This is a genomic window from Blastococcus carthaginiensis, assembly GCF_030731085.1.
GTDB lineage: Bacteria > Actinomycetota > Actinomycetes > Mycobacteriales > Geodermatophilaceae > Blastococcus > Blastococcus carthaginiensis.
In genome coordinates this window covers 108,182-131,469 of sequence record NZ_JASNFN010000012.1, presented here as the reverse complement: position 1 = coordinate 131,469, position 23,288 = coordinate 108,182, and the positions used below count along the sequence as shown (strand labels likewise).

Annotated in this window: 24 protein-coding genes and 1 pseudogene; 16 read left to right on the top strand and 9 right to left on the bottom strand. The window is 74.3% G+C overall.

Translation table 11 applies throughout. The annotated features are described in order from the left end of the window. Positions 1–59: 59 nt before the first annotated feature. Together QOZ88_RS12095 and QOZ88_RS12090 are read left to right on the top strand one after the other, a co-directional pair. The gene (locus QOZ88_RS12095; protein WP_306000008.1) at positions 60–1,343 is read left to right on the top strand and encodes an ATP-grasp domain-containing protein; all 1,284 of its coding nucleotides are present in this window, start codon (positions 60–62) and stop codon (positions 1,341–1,343) included. Further along, positions 1,336–3,375, top strand: a complete 2,040-nt coding sequence (locus QOZ88_RS12090; RefSeq protein ID WP_306000007.1) for a CocE/NonD family hydrolase — start codon at positions 1,336–1,338, stop codon at positions 3,373–3,375. The genes QOZ88_RS12095 and QOZ88_RS12090 overlap by 8 nt, the downstream gene beginning before the upstream one ends. On the opposite strand, the gene QOZ88_RS23185 is transcribed toward QOZ88_RS12090, so the two are convergent. After that, positions 3,338–3,562: a hypothetical protein gene (locus QOZ88_RS23185; protein WP_406568225.1), complete on the bottom strand. Its 225-nt coding sequence runs from the start codon at positions 3,560–3,562 to the stop codon at positions 3,338–3,340. The genes QOZ88_RS12090 and QOZ88_RS23185 overlap by 38 nt on opposite strands. Before the next feature lie 148 nt (positions 3,563–3,710). Next, positions 3,711–3,899 (bottom strand): annotated as a pseudogene (locus QOZ88_RS23180) (NADP-dependent phosphogluconate dehydrogenase); the annotation flags it as partial. A 194-nt stretch (positions 3,900–4,093) separates the two neighbouring features. On the opposite strand from QOZ88_RS23180, the gene QOZ88_RS12085 reads away from it, so the two are divergent. Then, positions 4,094–4,888: a DUF427 domain-containing protein gene (locus QOZ88_RS12085; RefSeq protein WP_306000006.1), complete on the top strand. Its 795-nt coding sequence runs from the start codon at positions 4,094–4,096 to the stop codon at positions 4,886–4,888. 12 nt (positions 4,889–4,900) lie between these two features. Here the strand turns inward: QOZ88_RS12085 and paaE are convergent, their stop codons facing one another. From paaE to paaA, 5 genes are all read right to left on the bottom strand, one after another. Then, entirely contained in the window at positions 4,901–5,977 is a 1,077-nt protein-coding gene (gene paaE / locus QOZ88_RS12080; protein WP_306000005.1) for a 1,2-phenylacetyl-CoA epoxidase subunit PaaE, read from the bottom strand. Then, the gene (gene paaD / locus QOZ88_RS12075) at positions 5,977–6,474 is read right to left on the bottom strand and encodes a 1,2-phenylacetyl-CoA epoxidase subunit PaaD (protein WP_306000004.1); all 498 of its coding nucleotides are present in this window, start codon (positions 6,472–6,474) and stop codon (positions 5,977–5,979) included. Before paaD ends, paaE begins: the two co-directional genes overlap by 1 nt. Before the next feature lie 5 nt (positions 6,475–6,479). Continuing rightward, positions 6,480–7,388, bottom strand: coding sequence for a 1,2-phenylacetyl-CoA epoxidase subunit PaaC (gene paaC, locus QOZ88_RS12070; RefSeq protein WP_306000003.1), 909 nt, complete (start codon positions 7,386–7,388; stop codon positions 6,480–6,482). Positions 7,389–7,465: 77 nt separating this feature from the next. Further along, a complete protein-coding gene (gene paaB / locus QOZ88_RS12065; protein WP_091932680.1) occupies positions 7,466–7,831 on the bottom strand; it encodes a 1,2-phenylacetyl-CoA epoxidase subunit PaaB in 366 nt (121 codons plus the stop codon). After that, complete coding sequence (paaA, locus tag QOZ88_RS12060; protein WP_306000002.1) at positions 7,828–8,802, bottom strand: 1,2-phenylacetyl-CoA epoxidase subunit PaaA; 975 nt, start codon at positions 8,800–8,802, stop codon at positions 7,828–7,830. The genes paaB and paaA overlap by 4 nt, the downstream gene beginning before the upstream one ends. 114 nt (positions 8,803–8,916) lie before the next feature. Between paaA and paaK the strand changes: the two genes are divergently transcribed. Then, positions 8,917–10,266: a phenylacetate--CoA ligase PaaK gene (gene paaK, locus QOZ88_RS12055; protein ID WP_306000001.1), complete on the top strand. Its 1,350-nt coding sequence runs from the start codon at positions 8,917–8,919 to the stop codon at positions 10,264–10,266. Continuing rightward, a complete protein-coding gene (locus tag QOZ88_RS12050) occupies positions 10,263–10,883 on the top strand; it encodes a TetR/AcrR family transcriptional regulator (RefSeq protein WP_306000000.1) in 621 nt (206 codons plus the stop codon). Before paaK ends, QOZ88_RS12050 begins: the two co-directional genes overlap by 4 nt. A 13-nt stretch (positions 10,884–10,896) precedes the next feature. On the opposite strand, the gene paaI is transcribed toward QOZ88_RS12050, so the two are convergent. Then, positions 10,897–11,319, bottom strand: a complete 423-nt coding sequence (paaI, locus tag QOZ88_RS12045) for a hydroxyphenylacetyl-CoA thioesterase PaaI (RefSeq protein ID WP_091932672.1) — start codon at positions 11,317–11,319, stop codon at positions 10,897–10,899. Then, positions 11,316–11,519, bottom strand: coding sequence for a hypothetical protein (locus QOZ88_RS12040; protein WP_305999999.1), 204 nt, complete (start codon positions 11,517–11,519; stop codon positions 11,316–11,318). Before QOZ88_RS12040 ends, paaI begins: the two co-directional genes overlap by 4 nt. A gap of 165 nt (positions 11,520–11,684) precedes the next feature. On the opposite strand from QOZ88_RS12040, the gene QOZ88_RS12035 reads away from it, so the two are divergent. From QOZ88_RS12035 to gcvP, 11 genes are all read left to right on the top strand, one after another. After that, positions 11,685–13,766, top strand: a complete 2,082-nt coding sequence (locus QOZ88_RS12035) for an elongation factor G-like protein EF-G2 (RefSeq protein ID WP_305999998.1) — start codon at positions 11,685–11,687, stop codon at positions 13,764–13,766. A gap of 182 nt (positions 13,767–13,948) precedes the next feature. Continuing rightward, entirely contained in the window at positions 13,949–14,617 is a 669-nt protein-coding gene (locus QOZ88_RS12030) for a CDP-alcohol phosphatidyltransferase family protein (protein ID WP_305999997.1), read from the top strand. Beyond that, complete coding sequence (locus QOZ88_RS12025; protein ID WP_305999996.1) at positions 14,614–15,513, top strand: DUF881 domain-containing protein; 900 nt, start codon at positions 14,614–14,616, stop codon at positions 15,511–15,513. The genes QOZ88_RS12030 and QOZ88_RS12025 overlap by 4 nt, the downstream gene beginning before the upstream one ends. 4 nt (positions 15,514–15,517) lie before the next feature. Then, on the top strand, positions 15,518–15,850 hold the full coding sequence (locus QOZ88_RS12020) for a small basic family protein (protein ID WP_091932660.1): 333 nt from the start codon (positions 15,518–15,520) through the stop codon (positions 15,848–15,850). Beyond that, positions 15,847–16,608: a DUF881 domain-containing protein gene (locus QOZ88_RS12015; RefSeq protein WP_305999995.1), complete on the top strand. Its 762-nt coding sequence runs from the start codon at positions 15,847–15,849 to the stop codon at positions 16,606–16,608. The genes QOZ88_RS12020 and QOZ88_RS12015 overlap by 4 nt, the downstream gene beginning before the upstream one ends. Positions 16,609–16,662: 54 nt before the next feature. Then, a complete protein-coding gene (gene gcvH, locus QOZ88_RS12010) occupies positions 16,663–17,067 on the top strand; it encodes a glycine cleavage system protein GcvH (protein WP_305999994.1) in 405 nt (134 codons plus the stop codon). 261 nt (positions 17,068–17,328) lie between these two features. Continuing rightward, entirely contained in the window at positions 17,329–17,844 is a 516-nt protein-coding gene (odhI, locus tag QOZ88_RS12005; protein WP_091932657.1) for an oxoglutarate dehydrogenase inhibitor Odhl, read from the top strand. A 76-nt stretch (positions 17,845–17,920) separates the two neighbouring features. Next, positions 17,921–18,655 (top strand): transcriptional regulator FtsR, encoded by a 735-nt coding sequence (gene ftsR / locus QOZ88_RS12000; RefSeq protein ID WP_305999993.1) that lies wholly within the window; start codon positions 17,921–17,923, stop codon positions 18,653–18,655. A gap of 116 nt (positions 18,656–18,771) precedes the next feature. After that, the gene (locus QOZ88_RS11995; protein WP_305999992.1) at positions 18,772–19,263 is read left to right on the top strand and encodes a bifunctional nuclease family protein; all 492 of its coding nucleotides are present in this window, start codon (positions 18,772–18,774) and stop codon (positions 19,261–19,263) included. Positions 19,264–19,464: 201 nt separating this feature from the next. Continuing rightward, complete coding sequence (locus QOZ88_RS11990; RefSeq protein WP_091932649.1) at positions 19,465–20,040, top strand: MerR family transcriptional regulator; 576 nt, start codon at positions 19,465–19,467, stop codon at positions 20,038–20,040. 187 nt (positions 20,041–20,227) lie between these two features. Beyond that, positions 20,228–23,260, top strand: coding sequence for an aminomethyl-transferring glycine dehydrogenase (gene gcvP / locus QOZ88_RS11985; RefSeq protein WP_305999991.1), 3,033 nt, complete (start codon positions 20,228–20,230; stop codon positions 23,258–23,260). The last annotated feature ends 28 nt before the right edge of the window (positions 23,261–23,288 follow it).

Genomic DNA, 23,288 nt, shown 5'->3' with positions numbered 1-23,288 from the left:
CTGCCGCGGGTGTGACGCCGGTGCCGTGTGACCGTCCGTCCCCCGGGTAGGGCGACCGGGTGCCTGCCAACGTCTTCGTCCTGGGCCTGGACCAGTTGAACCTCGACACGCTCGCTCATCTCCCGCAGGAGGATTACGCCTTCCACGAGCTGCTCCACAAGGACGAGCTCATCGGGATCGACGACATCGACATCCCGGCTCTGCTGAATCGCGCCGAGGAGCGGCTCGAGAGCTTCGCGGGGCCGATCGACGCCGTCATCGGGTACTGGGACTTCCCGGTCAGCTCGATGGTGCCGATCCTGTGCCGGCGACGCGGACTCCCGAGCGCTCCGCTCGAGGCCGTCGTGAAGTGCGAGCACAAGTACTGGAGCCGGCTGGAGCAGCGGAAGGTGATCGGCGAGGTTCCCGCGTTCGCGCTGGTGGACCTCGAGGGGGACGGCGAGCTGCCGCCGGATCTGGAGCTCCCCGTCTGGCTCAAGCCGGTGAAGTCGGTGTCGTCGGAGCTCGCGTTCCACGTCGGCGACCGCACGGAACTGGACGAGGCACTCGGCGCGATCCGCGAGGGGATCGACAAGTACGGGGAGCCGTTCGAGTTCGTGCTCGACCAGATCGACCTCCCGCCCGAGATCGCCGCGGTCGGCGCGACCGCCTGTCTCGCCGAGGAGGCCGCCGTCGGGCAGCAGCTCACGGTCGAGGGCTACGCGCAGGCCGGGCGCGCCCACGTGTACGGGATCATCGACTCGCTGACCTATCCCGACTCCTCGAGCTTCCTGCGCTACCAGTACCCCTCCCGCCTGCCCGCACAGGTCCGGGCGCGGCTGGTGGACATCTCGACGAGAGTCATCGAGCACCTGGGCCTGGAGTCGACCACCTTCAACATCGAGTACTTCTGGGACCCCGACCGTGATCGCATCCGGCTGCTCGAGGTGAATCCGCGGCACTCGCAGTCCCACGCGAAGATGTTCGAGGCCGTCGACGGCGTCTCCAACCACGAGGTCATGGTCGAGCTCGCCCTGGGGCGGGCACCCGGCGAGCGGACCGGCGGCGCGTACGGGGTCGCGGCCAAGTGGTTCCTGCGAACCTTCGACGACGGCGTGGTGACCCGGAGCCCGTCGCCGGAGGACGTGGCCCGGGTCGAGCAGGAGCTCGACGGGGTCACCGTGCACGTGGTCGCACAGCAAGGGGGCCGGTTGTCCGAGCTCGCCCAGCAGGACAGCTACAGCTACGAACTGGCCCAGGTGTTCGTCGGGGCACGCGACGAAGCCGAGCTGATCGAGAAGTACGAGCGGGTCGTCCAGCTCCTGCCGATCGAGATCACGGACGGAGACGGCGCCCGTGGCTGACGCGGCGCTGCGGGCGGTGCAGGAACTCCCGCACGACCTCGTGGAGGACGAGCACGTCTGGATCCCGATGGCCGATGGGACCCGGCTGGCCGCCCGCATCTGGCGAGCGAGCGAGTCCGACGACCGGCCCGTCCCGGCCATCCTGGAGTTCATCCCGTACCGCAAGCGCGACCTGACCGCCTATCGCGACTCGATCCACCACCCGTACATGGCCGGGCACGGGTACGCGTGCGTGCGGGTCGACCTACGGGGCAGCGGCGACTCCGAGGGGGTGTTGACCGACGAGTACCTGGAGCAGGAACTGCTCGACGCCGAGACCGTTCTCGCCTGGCTCGGCGAGCAGCCGTGGTGCGACGGGAGCACCGGGATGATGGGCATCTCGTGGGGCGGCTTCAACGCGCTGCAGGTCGCGGCGCGCCGGCCGCCCGGGCTGGGCGCGATCGTGACCGTCTGCTCCACCGACGACCGCTACGCCGACGACGTCCACTACATGGGTGGTTGCCTGCTCAGCGACAACCTGTCGTGGGCCTCCACGATGTTCGCCTACACGTCGAGCCCGCCCGACCCGGAGCTGGTCGGCGACCGCTGGCGGGAGATGTGGCGAGACCGCCTGAACGGCAGCGGGCTCTGGCTGGACGAGTGGCTGCGCCACCAGAGGCGCGACGCGTACTGGGAGCACGGCTCGATCTGCGAGGACTACTCGGACGTCGAGTGTCCCGTGCTGGCGGTGAGCGGCTGGGCGGACGGCTACTCCAACGCCGTCTTCCGCATGGTCGAGCACCTCGACGTCCCGCGGCAGGGCCTGATCGGCCCCTGGTCGCACAAGTACCCGCACCTGGGCCAGCCGGGGCCGGCGATCGGCTTCCTCCAGGAGCTGGTCCGGTGGTGGGACCGCTGGCTGAAGGGCATCGACAACGGCGTCATGGACGCGCCGATGCTGCGGGTCTGGATGCAGGACAGCGTGCCGCCGCTCACCGCCTACCAGGACCGCCCGGGCCGCTGGGTCGGCGAGCCGAGCTGGCCCTCACCGCACGTCGACGCGGTCGCACACCCACTGGCGCGCAACCGGATCGCTGCCCCGGCCGACGCGGTGGCCGAGGAACGGCTGAGCGTGGAGTCGCCGCTGTCGGTGGGCCAGTTCGCCGGCAAGTGGTGCTCGTACAACGCTCCTCCCGATCTGCCCTACGACCAGCGGGAGGAGGACGGCGGGTCGCTGGTGTTCGACAGCGACGTGCTCGTGGAGAAGCACGAGATCCTCGGCGCGCCGATGGTCGAGCTCGAGGTCACCGCCAGCCGGCCCGACGCGATGGTGGCCGTGCGCCTCTCCGACGTCGCGCCGGACGGCCGGGCCACGCGGGTCACCTACGGCCTGCTCAACCTCACCCACCGCGACGGGCACGCGGACCCGCAGCCGCTCGTACCGGGGCAGCGCTACCGCGTCGCCGTCCGCATGAACGGCGTCGCGCACGCCTTCGCGGCCGGACACCGCATCCGGCTCTCGGTCTCCTCGTCGTACTGGCCCTTGGTGTGGCCGTCGCCGGAGCCGGTCCGGATCGAGGTGCTGACCTCGGCCAGCCGGCTGCTCCTGCCGACCCGGCCGCTGCGGGAGTCCGACGAGGTGTCGGCGCAGCCGTTCGGCCCGCCGGAGGGGGCTGAGCCGATCTCTGTGACGCAGGTTCGGCCCGGGGAGCACCGGTGGCGGGTGACCAGGGACCTGATCGGTTACGAATCCGCACTGGAGGTCGTCAACGACCTGGGCGTCGCGCGGATCGACGACATCGGCCTCGAGGTGACACGCAGAGCGGAGGAGCGCTACAGCTCGGTCGCCGACGACTTCGGGTCGATCCGCGGTGAGACGCGCTGGGCCATGGGCTTCCGCCGAGGCGAGTGGAACGTGCGGACGGTGACCCGGACGGTCATGACGTCGACCCCGCGCGACTTCTGCCTGTACGCCGAGCTGGACGCCTACGAGGACGACAAGCGGGTCGTCTCGCTCAACTGGGAGCGCACGATCCCGCGCGATCACGTCTGACCCGTAGGCCGCGTTCCGGGATGCCGAGGCGCAGCAGCGGTTCCCGGGGATCGGCCGCCGTCCCTTCGGCTCGGGCGAGGATCAGCGCAGTTCGACCTCGCTGCGGTCGTCGGACCAGCGGGTGTGAAACCCGCCCCTCGCGGTCGACCCGCTCGTAGCCGTGCGAGCCGAACCGGTGCCGCAGCACCTGCACGAGCGCCGCGGGGAGGCGTTCGGCCCGCAGGCCATCGTAGTAGGCGCGTTCTCCTCAGCGCCCTCGGCGATCTGGTCGAATCCTGGGCGTAGGCGACCACCTTCGACCCGTAGAGCGCCTGCCGGACATCATCGACGGACTGCTGCCGGTGGGGCACCTCCCACGCCGTGCTGGCCCCGGTCAGCACCTTTCGCGCCGCCGACCGCTGCTCGCGGTGGCCCGACAGGGACCGGGCGAAGACCGCCTCGGCGATGCCGCTGGTCGGCACGCCCAGGTCCAGTACCGACTGGACGGTCCACCGTCCGGTGCCCTTCTGCTTCGCCTTGTTCAGGACGACGTCGACGAAACGGGCTTCCGTCGCCGTCGGTGTGCCGCAGGACGTCGGCCGTTATGCCCAACATTCAGCTACTAGCAGCTTGACATTCCAGGAACGCCGTCGACGAGAGGAACCGGAACCGTCGCCGGGGGCGCTCCGGCGGACCGAGTGACCGGGCGGGGACCAGTGACCGCGCCTACCGTCGACCCATGTCGCTGACCCTCGGCACCGGCCCTCTCGCCCGTCCCTCCCAGGGGGAGCTGAACGGCGATCTGTGGTCGGCGCTGCCCGCCCACGCCGTCTACACGCATCCGCTGGAGGAGCGCATCCGCGGCGTGCTGGCCGACCGGACGGTGGTCGACACCACCCGGGCGGTGCTGCTGCACGAGACCGGCCTGCTCCCGCGCTGGTACCTCCCCGAGGACGACGTCACGCCCGGCCTGCTCGTGCCCAGCGAGACGCGCACCACCTGCCCGTTCAAGGGCGAGGCCCGCTACTGGCACCTGGAGGTCGACGGGCGCCGCGTCGAGGACGCCGCCTGGTCCTACCCGGAGCCCGTGGCCGGCTGCCCCCCGCTGGCCGGCCTGCTCTCCTTCTACCCGGAGCGCCTGGACTCCTGGTGGATCGAGGACGAGCAGATGATCGGCCACCCCCGCGACCCGTTCCACCGGGTCGACGCCCGGCGCTCCTCGCGGCACGTGGTCGTCCGCGTCGGCGGTCAGGTGGTGGCCGAGACGCGGTCGCCGGTCGCGGTGTTCGAGACGGGGCTGCCGGTGCGCTGGTACGTGCCCGGGACCGACGTCGCCGACGGCGTCCTGGCGGAGAGCCCGACGACGTCGGTGTGCCCGTACAAGGGTGTGGCGACCTACGAGCACGTCGTCGTCGACGGGCGCCGGTTCGAGGACGCCGCCTGGTGCTACCGCGACCCGCTGCTCGAGGCGCTGCCCGCCGCGGGGCACCGCTCCTTCGACGGCGACGAGGTCGAGGTGCAGGTCGGCGGGTGACCGGCCCGGCGCTCAGGCGTCGAAGTCGACCGTGACCTCGTCGGAGACGGGCAGCGACTGGCAGGTGAGCACGTAGCCGGCCTCCACCTCCGCGGGCTCGAGCGCGTAGTTGCGCCGCATCTCCACCGCACCGGCGGTCACCCGCGCCCGGCAGGTGCCGCACACGCCGCCCTTGCAGGCGAACGGCAGGTCCGACCGCACCCGCTGCGCGGAGTCGAGGACGGCCTCGCCGCGGGGGAGGGCCAGGGTGGTGGAGCGGCCATCGAGGACGACGGTCACCTGGGCGCTGGGCCCCTCGACCGTCTCCTCGTCGCCGCGGACCGGCTCCGGCGGGACGTCGTCGACGTAGAACAGCTCCTGGTGCACCCGCTCCGGCGGCACGCCGAGCTCGGCCAGCAGTGCGCGGGCGTCGGTGACCATCCCGTGCGGGCCGCACAGCCACCAGTGGTCCACGTGCGGGGCGTCGACCAGGTTGCCGACCAGCGCGCGCAGCCGCTCCCCGTCCAGCCGGCCGCTGGTCAGCTCGGCGTCGCGCGGCTCGCGGGAGAGCACGTGCACCAGCTGCAGCCGGGGCCCGTGGCGGTCCTTCAGATCGGCGAGCTCGTCGGCGAACATGACGGTGTTGGTGCGCCGGTTGCCGTAGAACACGGTGACGGTCGACTCGCCGTCCCCCAGGACCGTGCCGGCCAGCGAGAGCGCCGGGGTGATCCCGGAGCCGGCCACGACGAAGACGTGGTCGCCGGGTGTCGACAGGTCGGCGGTGAAGGTGCCCGAGGGCGGCAGCACCTCGATCCGGTCGCCCGGGCGCACCTCGTGCACCAGCCAGGAGGAGAAGAAGCCGCCCGGCACCTCGCGGACGCCGACCCGCGGGGCGGCGCCCACGGGCGCGCAGATCGAGTAGGAGCGACGCTCGTCCCGCTCGCCGTCGACCCGGCGCAGGGTGAGCGCCTGCCCGGGTGAGAAGGCGTAGTCGGGGGCCAGCTCCGGGGGCACGTCGAAGGTGACCGCCACGGCATCGTCGGTGAGCCGCTCGACCCGCGCCACGGTGAGCGGGTGGAACTGCGGCCGGCGACGGGTCGGTGCGTTCACTAGATCTCCTTGACGTGCTCGAACGGCTCGCGGCAGCTGCGGCAGCGGCGCAGCGCCTTGCACGCGGTCGACCCGAACTCCGACAGCTCCTCGGTGTCGGCGGAGCCGCACAGCGGGCAGGCCGCGGTGCGCCGGGGCGGGCCGAGCTGCAGCGGGACGGGCCCGTCCGGGCGCACCGGTGCGCTGCCCGGCGGCGCGATGCCGGCGGCGGCGAGCTTGCGGCGGCCCTCGGCGCTGATCCAGTCGCTGGTCCAGGCGGGGGAGAGGACCGTGCGGACGTCGACGTCGGCGAAGCCGGCCTCGTGCAGCGCCCGCAGCAGGTCGGCGCGCATCACGCCCATCGCGGGGCAGCCGGAGTAGGTGGGCGTGATCTCGACGACGACGGCGCCGTCGTCCCCGGTGCGGACGTCGCGCAGCACGCCCAGGTCGGCCAGCGTCAGCGTGGGCAGCTCGGGATCGGTGACCTGCTCGGCGACGGTGCGCGGATCGGTGGGCACGGCGCTCACCAGGTCGCCGCCGGGTGCTGCCGGGCCAGCCCCTGGAGGATGCCGAGCAGCTCGGCGAGCTCCGGCCCGTGCTCTCCGAGGCGCCCGCGGGGCGGCGCGCCGGCGGGCCACGCGGGCACGGGGAGCGTGGCCCGCTCGAGCACCTGGGTGAGCACGTCCCGCACCTCGTCGCGCACCGCGGCCGGGTCGACGGCGACACCGGCCGCGGCCAGCCGCTGCTCGACGTCGGTGGCGGTGAACAGGTCGGCGAGCAGCGGCCACACCGCCTCGACGGCGGACCGGGCGCGCCGGTGCGACTCCTCGGTGCCGTCGCCCAGGCGCAGCACCCAGCGCGCGGCGTGGTCGCGGTGGTAGGCCAGCTCGTGCACGCCCTTGGCGGCGATCGCGGCGAGCACCGGGTCGCGGGAGGAGCGCAGCCGGGTGAACACCGCGAGCCGCACGGTGGAGGCGGCCACCAGCCGGACGACGGCCTGCGCGAAGTCCGCGTCGGGTGCGGCGACGAGCGCGGTGCTGCGGAACTCGTCGACGTCACGGAAGTAGGCGAGCGCGTCCTCGTCGGGGATGGTGGCGGTGGCCCGCTCGCGGGAGCGGCCGAGCACGCCGACGGAGCCGGCGCGGGCCAGCAGCAGCCGGGCCTGGCCGAGCAGGTCCAGGGCGATGTTGCCGATCGCCACCTCCTCCTCGAGCTCGGGCGCGCAGGTGATCCACTGCGTCAGCCGCTGGGCGAGCACGAGGGCGTCGTCGCCGAGCATCAGGCAGTACGCGCCGAGGTCGGCGGGGTCGATGCCGTCGGGCACGGTGGTGTCTACGCCGGCCAGCGGGTCGTCGAACCCGGTGCCGAACGCCCAGTGCCCCGCTTCCCCGTGCGCGTTGGTCAACGCGTCGTACACGGTCTCCTCGTGCATGGTGACCTCCGTGGGCGGCCCCTCTCAGGGCCCCGCCGCCGCGACGGACGAGCGGTGGTGGGGGAGAGGGGGTCCTCTCAGATGTGCGGGACGCCGTCCGGGATCTCGTAGAACGTCGGGTGGCGGTAGACCTTGTCACCGCTGGGGGCGAACAGCGGGTCCTTCTCGTCGGGGCTCGAGGCGGTGATGTCGACGGCCCGGACCACCCAGATGCTGACGCCCTCGTTGCGCCGGGTGTACAGGTCGCGGGCGGCGTCGATCGCCATCTCGTCGTCGGGCGCGTGCAGCGAGCCCACGTGCACGTGGTTGAGCCCGCGCTTGCCGCGGACGAACACCTCGTACAGCGGCCAGTCCCGCTGCACCGCCCGGGCGCGCGGCTGCACCGGCACCTCCGGCCCCGTCGGGATCGCGCCGTGCCCGCCCTCGGCGGTCACCTCGCTCACGCCGCACCCCGCTCGTGCTTGCGGGCGTAGGCGGTGGCCGCCTCGACCACCCAGGCGTTGTCGTCCCGCGCGGCCCGCCGGCGGGCGATGCGCTCGGCGTTCTTCGGCCCGTCGCCGGCGAGCACGCGGGCGAACTCGGCCCAGTCGATCGCGCCGAACCGCCAGTGGCCGCTGCTCTCGTCCCAGGCCAGGTCCGGGTCGGGCAGCGTGACGCCGAGGGCCTGCGCCTGGGGCACCGTCATGTCCACGAAGCGCTGGCGCAGCTCGTCGTTGGTGTGCCGCTTGATGCCCCACGCCATCGACTGCGCGGTGTTGGGGCTCTCGTCGTCCGGCGGGCCGAACATCATCAGCGAGGGCCACCACCAGCGGTCGACGGCGTCCTGCACCATCGCCCGCTGCTCGTCGGTGCCGCGCATCATCGTCATCAGCAGCTCGTAGCCCTGCCGCTGGTGGAAGGACTCCTCCTTGCAGACCCGGATCATCGCCCGGGCGTAGGGCCCGTAGGAGGAGCGGCACAGCGGCACCTGGTTGCAGATCGCCGCGCCGTCGACCAGCCACCCGATCACCCCGACGTCGGCGTAGGCCGGCGTCGGGTAGTTGAAGATCGAGCTGTACTTCTGCCGCCCCTCGATCAGCTTGTCGGTGAGGTCGGCGCGGTCGGCCCCGAGGGTCTCGGCCGCCGAGTACAGGTAGAGGCCGTGCCCGGCCTCGTCCTGCACCTTGGCCAGCAGCACCGCCTTGCGCCGCAGGCTGGGCGCGGCGAGCAGCCAGTCGCCCTCGGGCTGCATGCCGATGATCTCCGAGTGCGCGTGCTGGGCGACCTGCCGCACGAGCGTCTTCCGGTAGCCCTCGGGCATCCAGTCCCGCGGCTCGATGCGCCGGTCGGCGGCGATCGTCGCGTCGAACTGCTCCTGCAGGGTGGCCTCGTCGGGGCTCCCGGTCGCGGATCGATCCAGGGTGGGCGCGGACATCGGATCTCCTCGAGCTGTTTACTGACCGTCCGGTCAGGAATAGTGTGACCCACGTCGCGGGCGTGCACAAGCGCCGGGCGGGGACCCAGCAGCCGAGGGACGAGGACGGCACGGATGACGACGACCGGACGGCGACGGCTCGGTGAGCCCCCGCACCCCGCGCAGCTCGACCCGGCGGAGCGGATGCCCCTCGAGGAGCTGCGCGCCCTGCAGCTGGACCGGCTGCGGTGGTCGCTGCGGCACGCCTACGAGAATGTGCCGCACTACCGGCAGGCCTTCGACGCGGCCGGCGTGCACCCCGACGACTGCCGCGAGCTCGCCGACCTGGCGCACTTCCCGACGACGAGCAAGGCCGACCTGCGCGACAACTACCCCTTCGGCATGTTCGCCGTCCCGCGGGAGCAGGTGCGCCGGGTGCACGCCTCGTCGGGCACCACCGGCCGGCCCACGGTCGTCGGCTACACCGAGGGCGACCTCGCCACCTGGGCCACCGTCATGGCCCGCTCCATCCGCGCCGCCGGTGGCCGCCCCGGCGACGTGCTGCACAACGCCTACGGGTACGGCCTGTTCACCGGCGGGCTGGGCGCGCACTACGGCGCGGAGGCGCTGGGCTGCACCGTCGTCCCGGTCTCCGGGGGCATGACGCCGCGCCAGGTGCAGCTGATCACCGACTTCCGGCCGCGGGTGGTCATGGTGACGCCCTCCTACATGCTCACCGTCGTCGACGAGTTCGAGCGCCAGGGCATCGACCCGCGCTCGACGAGCCTGGAGATCGGCATCTTCGGCGCCGAGCCGTGGACCGAGCAGATGCGCCGGGAGATGGAGGAGCGGCTCGACATCCAGGCCGTCGACATCTACGGCCTCTCCGAGGTCATGGGGCCGGGCGTCGCCCAGGAGTGCGTCGAGACCAAGGACGGCCTGCACGTGTGGGAGGACCACTTCTACCCCGAGGTGGTCGACCCGCTCACCGGCGAGGTGCTGCCCGAGGGGGAGCAGGGCGAGCTGGTGCTCACCTCGCTGACCAAGGAGGCGATGCCGGTCGTCCGGTACCGCACCCGCGACCTCACCCGGCTGCTGCCCGGCACCGCCCGGCCCGGCATGCGGCGGATCGAGAAGATCACCGGCCGCAGCGACGACATGATCATCCTGCGCGGGGTCAACCTCTTCCCGACCCAGGTCGAGGAGATCGTCCTGCGCACCCCCGGGCTCTCCCCGCACTTCGCCCTGGAGCTGACGACGCGGGGCCGGCTGGACCACCTGACCTGCCGGATCGAGGCCCGCCCGGACACCCCGCCCGATCGCCGCGACCCCGCCGCGGCCGAGGTGGCGCAGGCGGTCAAGGACACCGTCGGCACCAGCATCGACGTCGTGGTCGTCGACCCCGAGTCGCTGCCCCGCTCCGTCGGCAAGCTCAAGCGGCTGCACGACCTGCGGGAACGCCCGGCGACCGGCGACCCCGCGTGACCGCGATCGGGACGGCGACGGGGCGGCGGGGGCGCCCCGGTCACTCGCTGGACTCCCTGCTGCGCACCGCCGTCGCGCTGTTCAACGAGCGCGGCTACGACGCCACGAGCATGGACGAGCTCGCCGTGCGGCTGGGCGTCACCAAGTCGGCGATCTACCACCACGTGCCGAGCAAGGTGGAGCTGCTCCGGCTGGCGCTCGACCGGGCCCTCGATGCCCTCTTCGCCGTCACCGAGGAGCCGGGCGCCATCGCGGGGCCCGCCATCGACCGCCTCGAGCACGTCGTCCGCGGCTCGGTGCGCGTGCTCGCCGCCGAGCTGCCGTTCGTCACCCTGCTGCTGCGCGTGCGCGGCAACTCCGCCGTCGAGCAGGCGGCGCTGGAGCGGCGCCGCCGGTTCGACCGCATCGTCACCGACCTGGTGCGCGCCGCGGAGGGGGAGGGGGACGTCCGCCCGGACGTCGACCCCGCCGTCACCAGCCGGCTGCTGTTCGGCACCGTCAACTCGCTCACCGAGTGGTACCGGCCCGACGGCGGCCTCTCCGCCGACGACCTCGCCGACGCCGTCGTCACCACGGCGTTCGCGGGGCTGCGCACCCGGCCCGCGGCGGGCCCCTGACGGCTCGGCCGGCTCAGGGTGGGAGCAGCCGGCTGTGCCCGCGCATCTCGGCGAGCAGCAGGCCGTCCGCGTCGCGGGTGACGGCGACGTCGTAGATGCCCCCGCGCCCGGCGACCGAGCGCTCGACCGCGGCGGCGGTGACGGCGTCGCCGGACCGGGCCGGCGCGAGGTACTCGATGCCGCACGACCGGGCCACCGCCGCCCGGCCGTGGGAGTTGCAGGCCATCGCGAAGGCGATGTCGGCGACGGCGAACAGCGCGGCCCCGTGCGCGGTGCCGTGGCCGTTGAGCATCTCCGGCCGGATGGTCATGTGCGCCGTGACGACGCCGGGTGCCACGTGGCTCACCGTGACGCCCAGCGCCCGCGCCGCGGCATCGCCGGCCAGGTAGCGGCGGACGGACTCCTCGGCGACGAGCTGGGGAGAGGCGCCGGTCATGAGCCTGAGGTGAGCTGCACGCACTCGGGGCACGGGTCGGCCGACCTCCGGCCCCGCGGGCCGTCCCACACCCCCTGGACGACGCCGACCGACGCCCCGCAGATGCCGGCCCACGGTGCCGGCAGGTCGGCGGTGCTGCGGAGGACGGCGTGCGCGCGGCCGGTGGCCTGGTCGCGGCCGGCCGCGTGGTCGCTGGTCATGCCCCCAGCATGCGTCTTCGGCGGGCCGCGGGCCGCCGGGGGTCTTGTCCGCCGCCCGCTCGCCGGGCAGGCTGTGACGCAGGACACATCCCGGACCAGGAGGCGTCGTGGCAGCCCACCCCGCTCATCCGCCCCGCGCGACCGGCCTCGACGGCTGAGGTCGCCATGGGCAAGGACATCCCACCGGCCCCCGCGCCGCGCCCGGACGCGCAGGTGCGCAACGTGGCCCTCGTCGGCCGGGCCGGGGCCGGCAAGACGACGCTCGCCGAGGCGCTGCTGGTGGCCACGGGGGCGGTACCCCGCGCCGGCCGCGTCGAGGAGGGCACCACCTGCCTCGACGCCGAGGAGGTGGAGATCCGCCAGCAGCGCTCGGTCGCCCTGGGCGTGGCGACCGTCGAGCACGACGGCCACCGGATCACCGTACTCGACACCCCGGGCTCCCCGGACTTCGTCGGCGAGCTGCGGGCCGGTCTGCGCGCGGCGGACTCGGCGCTGTTCGTCGTCTCGGCCGTCAGCGGCGTGGACGCCGCCACCGTGCAGCTCTGGGAGGAGTGCGCCGCGGTGGGGATGCCGCGCGCCGTCGTGCTCACCCAGATCGACCGGCCGCGCGCCGACGTCGACGAGGCGGTGCGCCTCTGCCAGCTGATGCTGGGGGAGGGGGTGTACCCCATGCACCTGGTGGAGCGCGGCCCGGACGGGGCGGCCCGCGGCCTGGTGTCGCTGCTGGAGCCGCACCTCGATCCCGCCCGGGTCGGCGACCACGACGCCGACCGCCTCCGCGCCGAGCTGATCGAGGGCATCATCGGCGAGAGCGAGGACGAGACGCTGATGGAGCGCTACCTCGCCGGTGACGAGCTCGCCGTCCCCGACCTGGTCTCCGACCTGGAGACCGCGGTCGCCCGCGGGCACTTCCACCCCGTCGTCTGCGTCGCCCCGCTGACCGGGGTCGGCACCGGCGAGCTGCTGCAGCTCGTCGTCGCCGCGCTGCCCTCGCCGGCCGAGCACGGGTGCCCGCCGGTCACCCGGCCCGACGGGTCCCCGGCGCCCGCGCTCGGCTGCGACCCCGACGGTCCGCTCGTCGCCGAGGTGGTCCGCACCACCACCGACCCCTACGTCGGCCGGATCTCCCTGGTCCGGGTCTTCTCCGGCACGCTGCGGCCGGACGTGGCGGTGCACGTCTCCGGTCACGGCATGGCCGAGCGCGGCCACCCCGACCACGACGCCGACGAGCGGATCGGAGTGCTGACCGCCCCGCTGGGCGCCGCCCTCCGGCCGGTGGCGGCGTGCCCGGCCGGCGACGTCTGCGCGGTCGCCCGGCTGGCGACGGCGGAGACCGGCGACACGCTGAGCTCGCCGGAGGAACCGCGGCTGGTCCCGCCCTGGGAGCTGCCGGTGCCGCAGCTGCCGGTGGCGGTGGAGGCCGCCTCCCGCGGCGACGAGGACCGGATGGCCACCGCGCTGGCCCGCCTCGTCGCCGAGGACCCCACCGTCCGGCTGGAGCGGCGGGCCGACACCGGGCAGCTGCTGCTCTGGTGCGTCGGCGACGCGCACGCCGAGGTGCTGCTGGAGCGGCTCCGCAGCAGGCACGGCGTCGCCGTCGCCACGGTGCCGGTGCGGGTCCCGCTGGTCGAGACGCTCCGCGCGCCGGCCCGGGTGACCGGCCGGCACGTCAAGCAGTCCGGCGGGCACGGCCAGTACGCCGTCGTCGTCGTCGAGGGGGAGCCGGGGGAGCCCGGCTCGGGGATCGTCTTCGAGCAGCGCATCGTCGGGGGCACCGTGCCCGGCCAGTTCCACGCCAGCGTGGAGAAGGGGATCCGCGCCCAGGCAGCCCGGGGGGTCAACGGGGACCGCCCGCTCGTGGACGTCCGGGTCACGCTCGTCGACGGCAAGGCGCACTCGGTCGACTCCTCCGATGCCGCGTTCCAGGCCGCCGGTGCCCTGGCCATGCGGGAGCTCGCGGCCGCGGCGGGCACCCAGGTGCTGGAACCGTGGTGCGAGGTCGAGGTGCGGGCGCCGGCCGAGCACGTCGGCGCGGTGATGAGCGACCTGTCCTCCCGGCGGGCGCGGGTGACCGGCAGCGAGGCCGACCCGGGCCGCGACCGCGCCACCGTGCGCGCCGAGGTGCCCGAGGTGGAGCTGCTCGTGTACCCCGGTGTCCTGCGCTCGGTGACGCACGGGACGGGCAGCTTCGATCGCCGGCCGCTCGGGTACGAGCCGGCGCCCGCCGCGGTGGCCGTGCCGGTCTGAGCGACACCGTCCCGGCGAGCACCGGGGACGGCGGTCCGCCCCTGGCCGGACCCGCCGGGCACCCGCGGGCGGCGGGCCCCGCGGCTGCCCCGCCCGAGGGCTCGCCGCGAGCCCGCGGGCGACGGGGGAGACGGGGCCCGTCGGCTAGCCTCGGGCACGGCTTTGCTGGGACTGGAGGGAACGTGACGTCGTCGAACGGGCCGTCGGCTGCCGCACCCGTCCCCCCGCCCCGGACGACGGGATCGGTGCTGCCCGACCGCGAGGCCCTGCCGGACCGCGTCTGGACCCTGCCGAACGCTCTCTCGGTGCTGCGGCTGCTCGGCGTGCCGCTGTTCCTGTGGCTGCTCCTCGGGCCGGAGGAGGACGGGTGGGCGCTCGTCGTCCTCATGGTGTCGGGGTTCACCGACTGGCTCGACGGCAAGCTCGCCCGCTGGCTGGACCAGGGCAGCCGCCTCGGCGCGCTGCTGGACCCCGCCGCGGACCGGCTCTACATCGTCTCCGCCCTGATCGCCCTGGCGCTGCGCGAGGTGGTGCCCGTCTGGCTGGTGGCGCTGCTGGTCGGGCGGGAGCTCCTGCTGGGCGTGCTGCTGCTCGTCCTGCGGGCGCACGGCTACCCGCCGCTGCAGGTGCACTACCTCGGCAAGGCGGCGACCCTCCTGCTGCTCTACGCCTTCCCCGCGCTGCTGATCGCCGACGGGGACGGCACGCTGGCCACCGTCACCGCGCCGTTCGCGTGGGCCCTCACCATCTGGGGCACGGCGCTCTACCTGCTGGCCGCCCTCTTCTACGTGGTCCAGGTGGTGGGCCTGGTGGCCGCGGAGCGCTCCGCCGGACGCCAGGGCCCGCCGTGACCGGTGCGCACCCGCCCGGCCGCATCCGCTCGCTGGGCGCCTCGCTGCTCGACGACGTGCTCGCCGAGACCCTCGACCCGGCGTACGCGGAGGCTGCCGCGCGCCGGGCCGGGGGAGAGCCGCCCCGCCGGGGCCGCGGCCGGGTGCTGGTCGCGCTCACCATGGCCGCCGCGGGCCTGCTGGCCGCGGTGACCTACGACCAGGCGGCCGCCCGGGCCGAGGGCCGGCAGGAGATCCGCGAGGCGCTGGTCAGCGACATCCAGGACGAATCGGCGCTCAGCGACGAGCTGGCCGCCCGCCTCGAGGAACTGCGCGCCGAGGTCAGCCGGACGAGCGACGAGCTGCTCGCCGCCACCGCCGTGGGCCAGCGCGCGCTCGACGCCCTCGCCCGGGCCGAGCAGGGCACCGCCGCCGTCGCCGTCACCGGGCCGGGGCTGCTGGTCACGCTGGCCAACGCCGAGGCCGACGCCGACGACGATCCGATCGGCACCGGTGCGGCCGGTACCGACGCGGTGCAGGTGGCCGATGGCGACCTGCAGCTGGTCGTCAACGCGCTCTGGGGCGCCGGCGCGGAGGCGATCAGCATCAACGGCCAGCGGCTGGGCCCCACCAGCGCCATCCGGTTCGCCGGCGAGGCGGTGCTGGTCAACTTCCGCCCGGTCACCAGCCCGTACCGGATCAGCGCCGTCGGCGACCCCGACGCGCTGTCCCAGAACTTCCTGCTCGACCCCCAGGTCCGCGACCTCGCCGAGTTCGCGGCGGCCACCGGCCTGCAGTTCGTGTTCGCCGAGGAGGAGGACCTGTCCCTGCCGGCCGCCAACCCGCCGGAGCTCCGCTCTGCCGAGGTCGTCAGTCCCCGCCGGGTCCCCGGCACCGAGCCCGGCCCCGGAGGCTGACGTCGTGATCCCGATCCTCGGCCTCGCGGCCGGTGTGCTGCTCGGCCTGGTCTTCGACCCCACCGTCCCGCTGTGGCTCCAGCCCTACCTGCCGATCGCCGTCGTCGCCGCCCTCGACGCCGTCTTCGGCGGGTTCCGCGCCCGGCTCGACGGCATCTTCGACGCGAAGGTGTTCGTCATCTCCTTCGTGTCCAACGTCGTGGTCGCCGCGCTCATCGTCTTCCTGGGCGACCAGCTCGGCGTCGGGGCGCAGCTGTCGACGGCGGTCGTCGTCGTCCTCGGCATCCGCATCTTCGGCAACGCCGCCGCCATCCGCCGGCACGTCTTCCGCGCATGACCGGTGCGGGACGGCCCGATCCTCCGGGCGCCGGCGCCGACCCGGCGGGGGCGCCCACCCCGGCGCGGCGCCGGCGGCGGGACCCCCTCGCGGCCGCCCTCATCGGCGTCCTGACCCTCCTGCTCGGGTTCGCGCTCGCCGTCCAGGTGCGCAACGCCGACGAGGCCCAGGTGCTCGCCGGGGCGCGCGAGGAGGACCTGGTGCGCATCCTCGACGAGCTCGACAGCCGCGAGGAGCGGCTGAGGTCGCAGCTGAGCGAGCAGCGGGCGGCGCTGCGGGAACTCAACGGCTCCGGCAGCCGGACCGGTGCGGCCCTGGAGGAGGCTCGCGAACGCGCCGAGTCCCTCGGCATCCTGGGCGGCACGCTGGCGGCCCAGGGCCCGGGGCTCACCCTCACCGTCCGCGACCCGGCCGGGGCCGTGCAGGTGTCCGACCTGCTCGACGTGGTCCAGGAGCTGCGCGGGGCCGGCGCGGAGACCATGCAGGTCGACGCCGTCCGGATCGGGCTCTCCACCGCCGTCACCGGCACCGCCGGCGACCTCGTGGTCGACGGCACGCCGCTGCGCTCGCCGTACGAGTTCGTCGTGCTCGGCGACCCGCAGGGCATGGAGACGGCGATGAACATCCCGGGCGGGGTGGTGCAGCGGATCGAGCGGCGCGGCGGGTCGGTCGAGATCGTCCGGTCGCCCGAGCTCGTCGTGGACGCGTTGCGGCCGCTGGACCGCCCTCAATACGCTTCGCCCGAGACCGGTGGCTGACCCCGCCGTGCACGACCGCCAGCCGACCGCGCCAGCCAGGGAGACGACCGCCGCATGAGCACACCCGACGACCGCCGCTACACCGACCAGCACGAGTGGGCGCTGGTGCAGGGGACGGACGGCACGTCGACCGTCGTCCGGGTCGGCATCACCGACCACGCCCAGGACGCGCTCGGGGACATCGTCTTCGTGCAGCTGCCCGACGTCGGGGCCGAGGTGGCCCCGGGCACGCCGATCGGGGAGGTGGAGTCCACGAAGAGCGTCTCCGACGTGTACGCGCCCGTCGCCGGCGTCGTGGCGGCGGTCAACGCGCGCCTGGCCGACGCGCCGGAGACGATCAACGCCGACCCGTACGGGGAGGGCTGGCTGGTCGACATCGCCGTGCCGGGGGAGGGCGGCGACCCGATCGGGCAGCTGCTGGACGCCGACGCCTACCAGGCCGTGGTCGAGGGCTCGTGACCGGCCCGCCGGGAGGCTGACTCCGGCCATCGCTCACTATGATCGTCGCGGGGCGCAGAACAGGGGGGACCTGCGGCGAAGCCGCCCCCCAGCCCTGCACGTCCGGTTGACCCTCGGGCCGACCGGCTGGTTCCATGACCCACGGTCCGCCGCCCACCCGCGGCGGCCGACCCACGGAGGGCCGCCCGGCCCACCGTCCGCCGGCCGCCCGCGGCCAGTTGAAGGTCCGCGGCGGGCCCCTCGTACCGGAGGAGACGCAACGTGCACTGCACTCGATGTGGCCACGAGAACCCCGAGGGCAGTCGCTTCTGCGCGCAGTGCGGTGCGGCGCTCTCCCCGGAGCGCGTGGGCGAGGCCACGAGCGTGATCCCGAAGGTCGGCGGCGAGGACACCGGCGACCAGCCGGAGGCCGTGGAGGCCGCCGACGCGCACGCGGGTGCGGTGGAGTCCCTGCCGGCCGGCTCGGCGCTGCTGGTGGTCAAGCGCGGCCCCAACGCCGGGAGCCGGTTCCTGCTCGACCAGGACGTCACCACGGCCGGCCGGCACCCCGACAGCGACATCTTCCTCGACGACGTGACGGTCAGCCGCCGGCACGTCGAGTTCCACCGCGAGGGCGGCGGCTTCTCGGTGCACGACGTGGGCAGCCTCAACGGCACCTACGTCAACCGGGAGCCGGTCGACGTCGCCACCCTCGCCGGTGGCGACGAGGTGCAGATCGGGAAGTTCCGCCTGGTGTACCTGACCGGACCGCGCACGGGCGAGCCGGCCGCTCGCTAGTGCACCGACCGGCGATCGTCCGCACGTGGGGACCGCGGAGCGGGAGCCCGGGACGGGGTCCCGGGGAGAGAGGGGCGTGACCGCCGTGCCCGAGCGCGAGGGTGCGCTCGGGGACGCCGGCGACCAGCACGCGCCGCGCCTGACCATCGGCGAGGTGCTGGCGGTGCTGCGCGACGACTTCCCCGACGTGACGATCAGCAAGATCCGCTACCTCGAGTCCGAGGACCTGGTGCACCCGCAGCGCACGCCGTCGGGGTACCGGAAGTTCTCGCGGGCCGACGTCAGCCGGCTGCGGTACGTGCTCACCGCCCAGCGGGACCACTACCTGCCGCTGCGGGTGATCAAGGACCACCTCGACGCGCTCGACCGCGGGGAGCCGTTGCCTGGCACCGGCAGCGGCTCCGCGCCGCTGCCCCCCGCCTCCACCGAGGAGGGGGCGACGGCCCCGCTGACCGCGGAGCAGTTCGCGCGGGCCGCCGGGCTGGAGCCCGGGCAGCTGGCCGACTGCGTGCAGTTCGGGCTGCTGACCACCGACGCCGAGGGGCGGCACCCCGCGGAGGACCTGCCCATCGGGCGGGCGGCCGCAGGCCTGGCCCGGCACGGCATCGAGCCCCGGCACCTGCGGGTCTACCGCAGCGCCGTGGAGCGGGAGGCGGGGCTCGTCGAGCAGCTCGTCGCCCCGGTGCTGCGGGCACGCTCGGAGGAGGCGCGCACGCGGGCCACCGAGAAGCTGCAGGAGCTGGCGGCGCTCTCCGCGCAGCTGCACACCGCCCTGCTCGAGACGCGCCTGCGGGACCTCCTCCGTCCCTGAGCGGGCGTACCGTGGACGCGTCGCCGTCCGGCCCCGCCCGGCGGGTCGACGAGTCACCGGCCGCCTGACCACACCGTCCCGCCCGAACCCCGGGCCGCAGCCGAGGGAGCCGCACCGTGCAGGAGCTTCGAGTCGTCGGCGTCCGCGTCGAACTGCCCGGCAACCAGCCGATCCTTCTGCTGAAGGAGACGCAGGGGGAGCGCTACCTGCCGATCTGGATCGGCGCCGTCGAGGCGGCCGCCATCGCGTTCGAGCAGCAGGGCGTGCGCCCGGCCCGCCCGATGACCCACGACCTGCTCCGCGAGGTGGTGCGCACCCTGGGCGCCGAGCTGGAGGCGGTCAACATCACCGAGATGCGCGACGGCATCTACATCGCCGAGCTCGTGTTCGGCGACGACCGCATCGTCAGCGCCCGGCCCTCGGACGCGGTGGCGCTGGCCGTGCGCACCGGGGCGCCGATCTTCGGCGCCGACGACCTGCTCGACGAGGTGGGCATCGAGATCCCCGACGAGCAGGAGGACGAGGTGGAGAAGTTCCGCGAGTTCCTCGACCAGATCTCGCCGGAGGACTTCGGGGCCGGTTCCGGCTCCGGGGGCGGCCCCGCCTGAGCCCCATCGGGTACCTATCGGCAGCCGCGTCGCATCCGTCACCCGAAATGGGGCTGGTGTGGCGACACGCCGCCCCGCTCAGTTGACCGGCCTCCGAGCCCGGCTTACCGTCGGCGAACGACAACGGTGTGACACCTGAGGCCACGGGTGCCGATCCGTCTACCTGCCGCAACCGAGGCGGGACTGAGGAGGACGCTGGACGTGAGCGACCAGGGCAACGGCTCGCAAGGTCAGCTGTTCAGCGACGCCGCCGTCGGGGCGCCGCAGTACGACGAGGTGGACACCGACCTCGTCGGCTACCGCGGCCCCACCGCCTGCGCCGCTGCCGGCATCACCTACCGCCAGCTGGACTACTGGGCGCGCACCGGCCTGGTCTCGCCGTCCGTGCGCAGCGCCACCGGTTCGGGCACCCAGCGGCTGTACTCCTTCCGCGACATCCTCGTGCTCAAGGTCGTCAAGCGGCTCCTGGACACCGGCGTCTCGCTGCAGAACATCCGCAAGGCCGTCGACCACCTCCGCCAGCGCGGCGTGAAGGAGCTGGCCAACGTCACGCTCTTCTCCGACGGCGCGACCGTGTACGAGTGCACCTCCGCCGAGGAGGTCGTCGACCTGCTCGCCGGTGGCCAGGGCGTCTTCGGCATCGCCGTCTCCGGCGCGCTGCGGGAGCTCTCCGGCGAGCTGGCGGAGCTGCCCGCGGAGCGGATCGACGGCGGGCAGGTCGTCCCGTCCGACGACGAGCTGTCGATGCGTCGCCGGCGCCGCGCGCAGACCGCCTGATCTGCAGTCCTCCGGACTGCACCGCGGCCAGGTGCCGTCCTCCTGACGCGTTGAGCCGCTGCGTCGGCCCTGCCCGGACCCCTCCGGGGCCCACTCGGGCCGACACTGCCACGGTGTGTCCCGTCCCTCCTCGGGGGGCACTCCGGGCCCCCGCTCGTCGGGGACCGTCGCTGGTACCGTCCGAGCAGTGACCGACCGCGCTGCCGCGTCCACCGGGAAGACCACCGCACCGTTCGCCGGGCCGTTGCCCTCGCTGAACGCCCTCGACCCCGCCGGCTCCTTCGCCGGCCGGCACATCGGTCCCCGGCCGGACGACACCGCGGCGATGCTCGCCGTCGTCGGGCACCCGTCGCTGGAGTCGCTCGTCGACGCCTGCGTCCCCGAGGGGGTGCGCGACCGGGCGCCGCTGGAGCTGCCGCCCGCGGAGAGCGAGGCCGCCGTCCTCGCGCTGCTGCGCGAGCGCGCCGCGGCCAACGAGGTGTTCACCTCGATGATCGGCCTGGGCTACTCCGGCACGGTGACCCCGCCGGTCATCCAGCGCACGGTCCTGGAGAACCCCGCCTGGTACACCGCCTACACGCCGTACCAGCCCGAGATCAGCCAGGGCCGGCTCGAGGCCCTGATCAACTTCCAGACGACGGTCGCCGACCTCACCGGCCTCCCGGTCGCCGGCGCCTCGATGCTGGACGAGGCGACCGCGGCCGCCGAGGCGATGACGCTGGTGCGGCGGGCCGGTCGCGCGAAGACGGACGCGGTGTTCGTCGTCGACGCCGACACGCTGCCGCAGACCCTGGACGTGCTGCAGACCCGCGCCGAGCCCCTGGGTATCCGGCTGCACGTCGCCGACCTGTCGGCCGGATGGCCCACCGACCTCCCGGAGGCCGGCGCGTTCGGCGTGCTGCTGTCCTACCCGGGCGCCAGCGGCGCGGTCCGCGACCACCGCGCGCTCGCCGCCGCCGCGCACGAGGCCGGGGCCGCCGTGGTCGTCGCGGCCGACCTGCTCGCGCTCACCCTGCTGGAGGCGCCGGGGGAGTGGGGCGCGGACGTCGCCTGCGGCACCACCCAGCGCTTCGGCGTCCCCATGGGCTACGGCGGCCCGCACGCCGGCTACCTCGCGGTGCGGGAGGGGCTGGCCCGTCAGCTCCCCGGCCGGCTGGTCGGGGTGTCGGTGGACGCCGACGGCGACGTCGCCTACCGGCTGGCGCTGCAGACCCGCGAGCAGCACATCCGCCGCGAGAAGGCGACCAGCAACATCTGCACCGCGCAGGTGCTGCTCGCCGTCATCGCCGGCGCCTACGCCGTCTACCACGGCCCGGAGGGGCTGACCGCCATCGCGGCCCGCGTGCACCGCGGTGCGACGGTGCTGGCCGGCTGGCTCCGCGCCGGCGGGCTGGAGATCGTGCACGAGCACTTCTTCGACACCCTCCACGTGTCGGTGCCCGGGCGGGCCGGCGAGGTCGTGGCCGCGGCGGCGCAGCGGCGGATCAACCTGCGCCTGGTCGACGCCGACACCGTCGGCGTCGCCTGCGACGAGACGACGACGCCGGCGGTCCTGCGGGCGGTCGCGGAGTCCTTCGAGGTGGCCGTCGACCACGCGGCCCTCGACGACGCCGGCGCGGACGCGCTCCCGGACGGGCTCCGCCGCCGGACGCCGTTCCTCGCCCACCCGGTCTTCTCCGCGCACCGCTCGGAGACGGCGATGCTGCGCTACCTGCGCTCGCTCAGCGACAAGGACCTGGCGCTGGACCGCACGATGATCCCGCTGGGCTCCTGCACGATGAAGCTCAACGCGGCCACCGAGATGGCGGCGATCACCTGGCCCGAGTTCGCGCACCTGCACCCCTTCGCCCCGGCCGAGCAGGCCCGGGGCTACCGGCGGCTGATCGACGAGCTGTGCGCGGGGCTGGCGGAGATCACCGGCTATGCGGCGGTGAGCGTGCAGCCCAACGCCGGGTCGCAGGGCGAGTTCGCCGGCCTGCTGGCGATCCGGGGCTATCACCGCTCCCGTGGGGACGAGCAGCGCGACGTGTGCCTGATCCCGAGTTCCGCCCACGGCACCAACGCGGCCAGTGCTGTCATGGCCGGCATGCGGGTGGTCGTGGTGGCCTGCGACGAGGCCGGGAACGTCGACGTCGCCGACCTGCACGCCAAGGTCGACCAGCACGCCGACCGGCTGGCCGCGATCATGCTCACCTACCCGTCGACGCACGGGGTCTTCGAGGTCGCCGTCGAGGAGATCTGCGCGGCCGTCCACGATGCCGGCGGCCAGGTGTACGTCGACGGCGCCAACCTCAACGCGCTGGTGGGGCTGGCCAAGCCGGGCCGGTTCGGCTCGGACGTCAGCCACCTGAACCTGCACAAGACCTTCTGCATCCCGCACGGCGGCGGCGGCCCGGGCGTGGGCCCGATCGGCGTCCGCGAGCACCTGGTGCCGTTCCTGCCCGGCCACCCGCTGGTCGAGACCGGGGGGCAGGGACCGGCCGTATCGGCGGCGCCCTTCGGCTCGGCTGGGATCCTCCCGATCAGCTGGGCGTACCTGCGGCTCATGGGTCCCGACGGCCTGCTCCGGGCGACCGAGCACGCCATCCTCGCGGCCAACTACGTGGCGGCCCGGCTGAAGGACCACTACCCGGTGCTCTACACCGGCGCGACCGGCCTGGTGGCCCACGAGTGCATCCTCGACGTCCGCCCGCTGACCAGGGCCACCGGCATCACCAACGACGACATCGCCAAGCGGCTCATCGACTTCGGCTTCCACGCCCCGACGATGAGTTTCCCGGTGGCGGGGACGCTCATGGTCGAGCCGACCGAGAGCGAGGACAAGGCCGAGCTGGACCGGTTCGTCGAGGCGATGGTGACCATCCGCGCCGAGATCGAGAAGGTCGCGACGGGGGAGTACGACCGCACCGACAACCCGCTGCGCAACGCACCGCACACCCTCGCCATGCTCGCGGGGGAGTGGGACCGGCCGTACCCGCGGACGGAGGCGGTCTACCCGGTGCGGGCCCTGCAGGGGCGCAGCTACCTCAGCCCGGTGCGGCGCATCGACCAGGCCTACGGCGACCGGAACCTCGTCTGCTCGTGCCCCTCGCCGGAGGCGTTCGAGGAGCACGACTTCAGCGCGCACCCGCCGGCGGAGGACGGGTCGGTGCCCGGCCGCGGCCAGGGCCACCCCGACGACCTCGGGACCACGGCCGACGTGGTCGGCGCCCGGGCGTAGCCGAGGCCCCCCTCCCGGGGCCCGCGGG